This window comes from Flavobacterium sp. (genome assembly GCF_044371705.1).
Classification (GTDB): domain Bacteria; phylum Bacteroidota; class Bacteroidia; order Flavobacteriales; family Flavobacteriaceae; genus Flavobacterium.
Genome location: NZ_JBILTE010000122.1, coordinates 1 through 7,542 on the forward strand (window position 1 = coordinate 1; position 7,542 = coordinate 7,542).

Below are 7,542 nucleotides of genomic sequence, written 5' to 3' on the forward strand. Positions count from 1 at the left end.
TTGTTCAATCGCTTCTCTGGTAAAACTATTGATTTGTTTTTCCCCCATCCACAGCGATTCGATTAGTTCTTTCAAAGCCAAATAGTTTCCAACCGGATAAATATAACCATTCTCGCCGGAATGAACCGCCTCCTCATTTCCACCTACATTGGTAGTAATTACCGGCACATTGGCTGCCAAACTCTCTAAAATGGACAAGCTAAAACATTCCATCAAAGTAGGCTGAAGCATGTAATCATAATTGGCGTAAACCGCATGTAAATTGGAAACACTTCCTTTAAAATTAAAACAATTGGCCACTTGTTTTTCGCCAATCAATTGCAAAAGTGTTTCTTTATAAGGTCCGTCACCATAAACATCAATCACCAACTCGTTTTTTATAGCATTTGAAAGTAATGAAACGGCCTGAATCAAATGCTGAATTCCTTTGCTTTCTCTTAGATGTGATGCAACCAAAAACTTAGGTTGGATTGATTTTCTGTTGGTAATCTGAAGAATGGAATCAATTAAGACACCATTGTAAATTACAATTGTTTTTGAAGCAATTCGTTTACCAAAATCTTTGATTAGTTCACTTTTGGTATAATTTGAAACACCTACAAAACAATCGATATAGCGTGAATATAGCAACCCTTTTATCTTTTTCTTGCTTCTTTTAAGCAAAGAGTAACCATCTATGGGTCTTGGATTATGATCGACTGCGATGATTTTCGAGTCACATTTCTTCTTTACTTTAGAATAGAAAGATGTACAAATTTCTAAAAAATGAGTAATAATAAATGTGTACTTTTTTGCAGAACAATTGGCAAGAAAATAGTGTTCGATGGTTAATTCATCGGCACTAAAAATAGTAAGTTTTGCATATTCGCCATGGGAAGAAGAATTAGGAAAATACCAATCTACTTGCATTCCATTTGCTTTGCAATGCTGGTCAAATGCCCAAAAAAAATAGTCCATCCCACCCACTCGATTAGGCAACAAACGATAATTACAAAGCACTGCTATTTTAGTTGAAATTAAATCCATTCAAAAAGCACTTTTGAGATTCTTTCACCGGTTCCGTGCAAAGGTTTTGAAACTTGTAATTTCAATAAATTCTGTCGAAACAACTGATCAGTTGTCGGGTCGTTCAAATACAAATTACAATAATCAATCAATTCTTTTTCATTTTTTGCAACTTTACTGGCTTTACTATCTACTACATGTTTGATATGTTTGTATTCCAGAAAACGTTGATCGTTATACAATCCATTTTCAACGTTGCCAAAAACCGGATTAATGACCGGTTTTTCAAACTGCATAAAATCCAGACTCATGGTTGATAGCATGTTGACATTCAAGTCTGAATATTCTAAAACACTCCGCAAATCAACAATATCGTCGGTAGTGGGAATTCTTTGCGACCATTCTTCTTGATGTCCTTGTCGTGAAAGATTCCATTTTGGGTAATTCCATTTGATAAATGGAAATTTTTCAACCATTGAAGCAAAACGAATCGGATCTTCGGCTGGGGAAGTCCGAACCAATAAATTGACAGCTGGTAGCTCATTATTCAGTATTGCTTTTGCAAGAGTCTCAATGTACAATTCATCATTTTTACTAGTTGAAATATCTCCACAACTAAAACAGATTGTTTTTTTAGTTCCATCTAAATTGAACTTCTTCAAAAAATCTTCTTTGGTCGACTTGTATCGATCTAGCACATAGGGTTCAAATTGTGGAGTGCCTACAACGGAAATATTTTCAGCTTTCACTTGAGCATAAAACTGAAGTAATTCGGTTTTCATCAACTCACTCCAAACAAGATAGTTGTCAAAATTAGCGGCCATTCGTCCCTTAGAAGCTAAATTATCCCAACTGAAAATAAATGCTGCGGTTTTTATTTTTAACCGCTCTGCCATAAAAACCAAGGGTGCAACATAAGGCGGTCGTTGATGTGTGAAAAACAGTAAATCAACCTGTTCAGTTTCCAGAATTTGCTTGTAAGCTATTGTAACAGGATGGTTCTTAAAAGAAGTTTGTTGGAGTTTGTTAAACCTTTGAATCCATTTTTCACTTTTAAAAATCGTAGTTAACTTAAAAATAAAGCGGGTTGCAGAACCTCTGGCTGTTTTAACTTGCGAAAAATTGGAATGAAGGTTATCATAAATTCCGAAATTATGCTGCTGATGTAATTGCAGATGAGCAATTTCTTTGCATTTTCTAAAAAACCAAGTTTTAAATTTTTCTTGAAAAACGGGTAGTTCAATAATTTTTGAATGCAGGGTATGTGCTGCATATACTTCCTTAGGCAAACAAGAAAGAATAACCACTTCATCGAATCTTTTTTCGGCTTCCGTCAAAAAATCACTGGCAATAAAATTTCTAAAGCCTACTCCATCGGTTATTACTACTCCTAATTTCTTCATTATTTTTTCAATAAACTCACACAATTAACCCATTGCCAAATATAAAAACTATTATCTTGATTTCCTTTTAAATAATCATTCCAAATGAGGTCTACCTTTGATGGGTTCACAAAATTTAATTGTTTAAAATGTTCAATTTGTGACTCAAAATACAAACGCAATTCGTTTGAAATCCACTCTCTTTGAGGCGTTTGCAGCGGCCGTTTCGGAGCTAATGAAATTGTTTCTCCCAATTGCTTTTTCACTAAATCACGCAACAACCATTTGGTTTGTCCGTTTTGAAATTTCAGTAAATCGGGCTGTGCAAAAGCCAGTTCAACCAAACGGTAATCGAGAAATGGTTCCCGTAATTCGGTACTATGCATCATACTGATTCGGTCATTAAAACGAAGAGCTCTTGGGATTTTGGTATAAAATAAATCTCTGTATTGTAAATTTTGTAATTGATTATCAAAAGGTGTTTCGTATTCCTCTTTTGAGGCAAAATTTAAAAAATCCTGTGCAATAGCTTCCGGCCTCACTGGAGAAGAATTAATTCCTTGAATAACACTATTGGTGTTATTGTGGTAATAATCATATCCGGCCCAAGCTTCATCCATGCCTTGTCCATCCAATAGGACTTTGATCCCTTTTTTGCGGGCTTCTTTAAAAAGTAAACTGTAGGCAATTGTTGGAAAACCTCCGTAAGGCTCGTCTTGATAATGACTTACTTCCTTGAGTAATTTCGGAATTTCAGCGTAATCTAAAAGAACTTTATTTAAATGATACGGTGTCTTTTTCATCAATTCATCTACCCAAGGTAATTCGTCGTACGCTTCATTATTTGAATAAAAAGTAAACGCTTCAATCGTCTTTTGAGAAGGTAGATTTTGATGCACTAAGCTTATTAATGTTGAGGAATCCAAACCACCGCTAACGTTCATGCCTAGCGGCACATCTGCTCGGAATCGCAATTGAATAGCATTTTTCAGCAAATCTTCATAGGCTATTTTCAATTCCTGAATGTTCATTTGCCGAATTTGGGCAATACGCTCAGAAAAATGATACCATTTTTGCGGTTGAATGGAATCATTTGAAACTAATTTAAGAGCATCTAACTCAATAAAATGTCCGGATGAAAGTTGATGAATCCCTTCCCAAAAAGTCTCATCAGGCAAACCGTAAGTTCCAAATGAAAAATAATTGGCCCAAACTTTTTGATTTTTATTTTTTGGAATACCCGCAGCAAAAAGTGTTTTTATTTCGCTTGCAAAATAAAACTGGCTTTTAAAAATACAGTAGTAAAAAGGTTTCACACCAAATCGGTCTCTAGCCACAAAGAGTTTTTTTGTCTGCGTATTCCATATTGAAAAACTAAACATTCCATTCAATTTCTCAAGCATATTTACTCCCCATTTTATATAGGCTGCGAGTAGAACTTCAGTATCGGATACTGTTTTAAAATCGTATTCCGCTTGTAATTGATTTTTAAGTTCCAGATAATTGTAAATTTCACCATTAAAAACAATCACATAGTTTCCACAAGTACTTATCATCGGTTGATTGGCAGTATCTGACAGATCGATGATGCTCAAACGGTTGTGTCCCAAATAAACCGTACCGTCACTCCAGGTATTTGTAGCATCGGGTCCACGATGCTTTTGCTCTGCTAGCATCCCGTTTAACTCAGATAAATTTGTAGGATGATTACCTATTATTCCTGCAATGCCACACATTATAGTAAAGATGAAATAATGGGTAATTTCTCTTCTGCAATAAGCCAATCTTTTGGTGTATCAATATTTACATACAAGTCTTGGTTATTTAAAATGGAACTTAATTGGTCACCATAAAAAGTACCTTTTTTAATGAGTTCTGTTTTTGTTAAATAAAGTGATCCATCTCTGAAAAAAGCTTGGGGTAAATCTTGTCTTCTTTTGATAATTTCTTGCTCTCCGGTAGCAATTTTCAATAATCCTATATTGTCCGACTCAAAAGTCCAATGCGGATTAAATTCATGAGGCACTTCGAGCACACTGACCAAAGCTGAAGCATTATTTGTAATAAACTGTCGAATCGCATTGTCTGTAAAACCAGCTGCTCTGAAAGGCGAAGTAGGTTGCAACAAACAAATGGCATCATAAAATTCACCTTTCAACTCAAAAAAATCAATGGCATGTTTCACCACCTCAATACTTGATGCTTCATCTGAAGCTAAAAATTCCGGCCGAATGAATGGAACCTCTGCACCATACAATTTTGCAATGGCAGCAATTTCATCATCTTCCGTAGAAACAATTACTTTTGAAAGTAAATTACTTTTCAACGCATGTTCAATAGAATAGGCAATCAAAGGTTTATCACCAAGAATTTTCAAATTCTTTCGCAAGATTCCTTTCGATCCGCCTCTGGCAGGGATAATTCCTAAAACTCTCATTAATACATGATGGTTTTATGAAACTGTAAAGGTAATTTTGCTAGTAAATCAGCTATTTCAATACCTGCTTTTCCTCCTCCATAAACCGCTGAAGTGGCAGATTTACCTTTTTCAGTAATTATTTGAACAGCTTCTATTATTTGAGCCTTATTGTAATCCACGTCAATCACGTTTGTTCCTCTGTCTCTTCTGTTTTGACGTGATCCAATATTGATAACGGGTACACCTAAAAAAGCACATTCTCTGATTCCAACACTTGAATTCCCAATCAAACCGATTGAATTATTTAACAGCACAAGAAAGTCCTCGCCTTCCATGTTTTTAAAAAAATGTACTTTCTTCAATTTATTTTTTTCTCTGAAACTTCGAATGCCGTTGGATGTGCCATCTGCTCCTGCATCTACATTTGGCCAAAACCATAATGTGGGGACATTTAATTCATTAATGGCAAGCAATGTTTCTTCAATATGCTTACGCGAATCTTGGTATTCGGTAGTTACCGGATGTTGCATCACCACAAGATATCCTTTTGACAAATCAGGTTCAGCTCCTACACCACCGTATTTTTGATACGGATCAAAATTCAAGTCTTTTAACTTAGCTACTTCATATGCCAAATCAATGGAGGGACAACCGGTATTAAAAACAAACGACACATCTTCACCTAATTTTATCACTCGTTCTCTTGCACTTTCGGAAGCTACAAAATGATAATCGGAAAGTTTTGTTATTGCGTGACGTACTTTTTCGTCAATATTCCCGGTAACTTCTCCACCTTGAATATGTGCAAGCGGAATATTCATATAAGAAGCTGAAATTGCAGTAGCCATTGTTTCAAATCGGTCGGCAACGGTTACCACAACATCGGGTTTTAAATTATCAAACACGGTTGACAATTCTAAAATCCCTATACCTGTTGTTTTTGCAGCAGCTGTTAAATTTTCACCTTCTAAAACATTAAAAACTTTTGCATGAATTTCAAAACCGTCTTTTTCAATATAATTAACCGCAGAACCATACCTATCTAGCAATGCAGAGGCTGCGACAATTAATTGAAGCTCCAATTCCGGATGCTTTTGAATGGCTTGCAAAACCGTTTTAACTCTGCTGTAAGAGGGTCTTGCAGTAATAACAACTGCTATTTTTCTTTTACTCATTGTATATCAGCTTCGGTTAAAAAATCCCATTTCCGCTTTTCAATCATTAATTTTTTTCCAATTACATCGCTGAATTTCGACGCTTCAATTCCATAACCTTTAGGTTTTTTTGCCTCCAAATCATCAAATGTCAGCAGATGTCCAGCGGGTAAATCTTTGTTTACGGCTAATGATTTTTCAAAAATCTGTTTAAGATTACTAAAACTACTATTGGAACTTTTATCAATTGGGTGCTGTAAAGCCTTAGCAATTGACTTGACACTTTTTACCAAAGTAGTTGCTTCATCGATTGTTAAAGACGAGGTGGCGTCCGGCCCAAATTGTCGACGGTCAAAAACAATGTGGAATTCCAAAATTTCTGCACCTAAAGCTGTTGCAGCTATGCAGGTTTCAATGGTTCCGGAATGATCGGAATAGCCGACGGATACCTGGTACCTGTCTTTCAACTCATTTATAACATTTAGCCCATAATTTTCAGGCAAAGTTGGATAAGCCGTTGTGCATTGCAAAATGGAAAATGTTGATTTTTTGTTAAGCAAAAACTGTACGGTTTGATCTAATTCTTCAAAACTGCTCATGCCCGAAGAAAGTATAATTGGCTTAGCTGTGTTTGCAATTTTTTCCAATAAAAGCAGATTAATTACCTCACCCGAACCAATTTTATACGTTTGCACACCTATTTCTTCCAACCAATCCACCGCAAGATTACTAAAAGGGGAACAGATAAAAGCTAAACCAACTTCGTCACAATGCTTTTTTATTTCTTTCCATTGTTCCAAAGTAAAACTCATCCGTTTCCAATAATCAAATCGCGTGGCATCTTCAAAGGAAAATTTAACTCTGAAAGGTTCAAATGCACTACTTTCTGCTTCGGGAATATGCATTTGGAATTTAACTGCATCCACTCCTGTTGTTGCTAACGCATCAATATAGGAATGCACCATCCCAAGACTACCTTCGTGTGCCTGACCAACTTCTGCAATTATATAGGGATTTTTTGATTCCATAATTTAAACATAGTATCTCGATACACAAAAATACTTTTTTTATTAGAAGTGACCGTTGTATTCTCTTTCAAATTAATTGTTTTGAGTTATTTCTTTACTACAAAAAATGCTTGGGTATGACCTTTCGATTCGGGTTTTACAAGAACAAAAAACTTTAAAAACAAAAAGCCAATCAAATCTTTAATGTAATGAAGTGAAATCTTAAACTTTTTCAATCGTATATTCCCAATAGTTGCTATTTCCAAAATTTCAAAACCATTATTCTCTAAATGAAATTTTACAACGTGTGGCAAAGGAACATACACATGGTGCTCAGTTAAATGTTTGGGCTGAAAAGCATATAAATTATTCTTAAACACCAACGAAAACTTACTTTGTGCACTTAGCGGATTTGGTGTAGTAACTACCATAAAACCACCGGTAGCAATATGATTACTGATATTTCTAATGCCTAACTCCGGGTTTGAAAGATGCTCCAATACTTCCATAAAAACCACAAAACCGGGACTTTTTACCTGTTCAGGAGCCCGATTATTCAAATCCCATATAATTGA

7 protein-coding genes are annotated in these 7,542 nt (G+C 35.4%); all 7 read right to left on the minus strand.

Translation table 11 applies throughout. From position 1 onward, the window contains the following. Positions 1 to 1,026, minus strand: a 1,026-nt coding sequence (locus tag ACIQ2S_RS09175; protein ID WP_396175219.1) for a glycosyltransferase family 4 protein, incomplete at its 3' end; no start/stop codon positions are given. Continuing rightward, positions 1,017 to 2,408, minus strand: a complete 1,392-nt coding sequence (locus tag ACIQ2S_RS09180) for a hypothetical protein (RefSeq protein ID WP_396175221.1) — start codon at positions 2,406 to 2,408, stop codon at positions 1,017 to 1,019. The genes ACIQ2S_RS09175 and ACIQ2S_RS09180, both read right to left, overlap by 10 nt. Then, entirely contained in the window at positions 2,408 to 4,123 is a 1,716-nt protein-coding gene (asnB, locus tag ACIQ2S_RS09185; RefSeq protein ID WP_396175223.1) for an asparagine synthase (glutamine-hydrolyzing), read from the minus strand. Before asnB ends, ACIQ2S_RS09180 begins: the two co-directional genes overlap by 1 nt. Continuing rightward, positions 4,123 to 4,824 carry a cytidylyltransferase domain-containing protein gene (locus tag ACIQ2S_RS09190; RefSeq protein ID WP_396175225.1) on the minus strand — a complete coding sequence of 234 codons (702 nt, stop codon included), beginning with the start codon at positions 4,822 to 4,824 and terminating at the stop codon, positions 4,123 to 4,125. The genes asnB and ACIQ2S_RS09190 overlap by 1 nt, the downstream gene beginning before the upstream one ends. Beyond that, complete coding sequence (neuC, locus tag ACIQ2S_RS09195; protein ID WP_396175227.1) at positions 4,824 to 5,981, minus strand: UDP-N-acetylglucosamine 2-epimerase; 1,158 nt, start codon at positions 5,979 to 5,981, stop codon at positions 4,824 to 4,826. The genes ACIQ2S_RS09190 and neuC overlap by 1 nt, the downstream gene beginning before the upstream one ends. Next, positions 5,978 to 6,988 (minus strand): N-acetylneuraminate synthase family protein, encoded by a 1,011-nt coding sequence (locus ACIQ2S_RS09200; RefSeq protein ID WP_396175229.1) that lies wholly within the window; start codon positions 6,986 to 6,988, stop codon positions 5,978 to 5,980. Before ACIQ2S_RS09200 ends, neuC begins: the two co-directional genes overlap by 4 nt. 86 nt (positions 6,989 to 7,074) lie before the next feature. Beyond that, a partial coding sequence (locus ACIQ2S_RS09205; RefSeq protein ID WP_396175231.1) for a class I SAM-dependent methyltransferase occupies positions 7,075 to 7,542 on the minus strand: 468 nt, incomplete at its 5' end.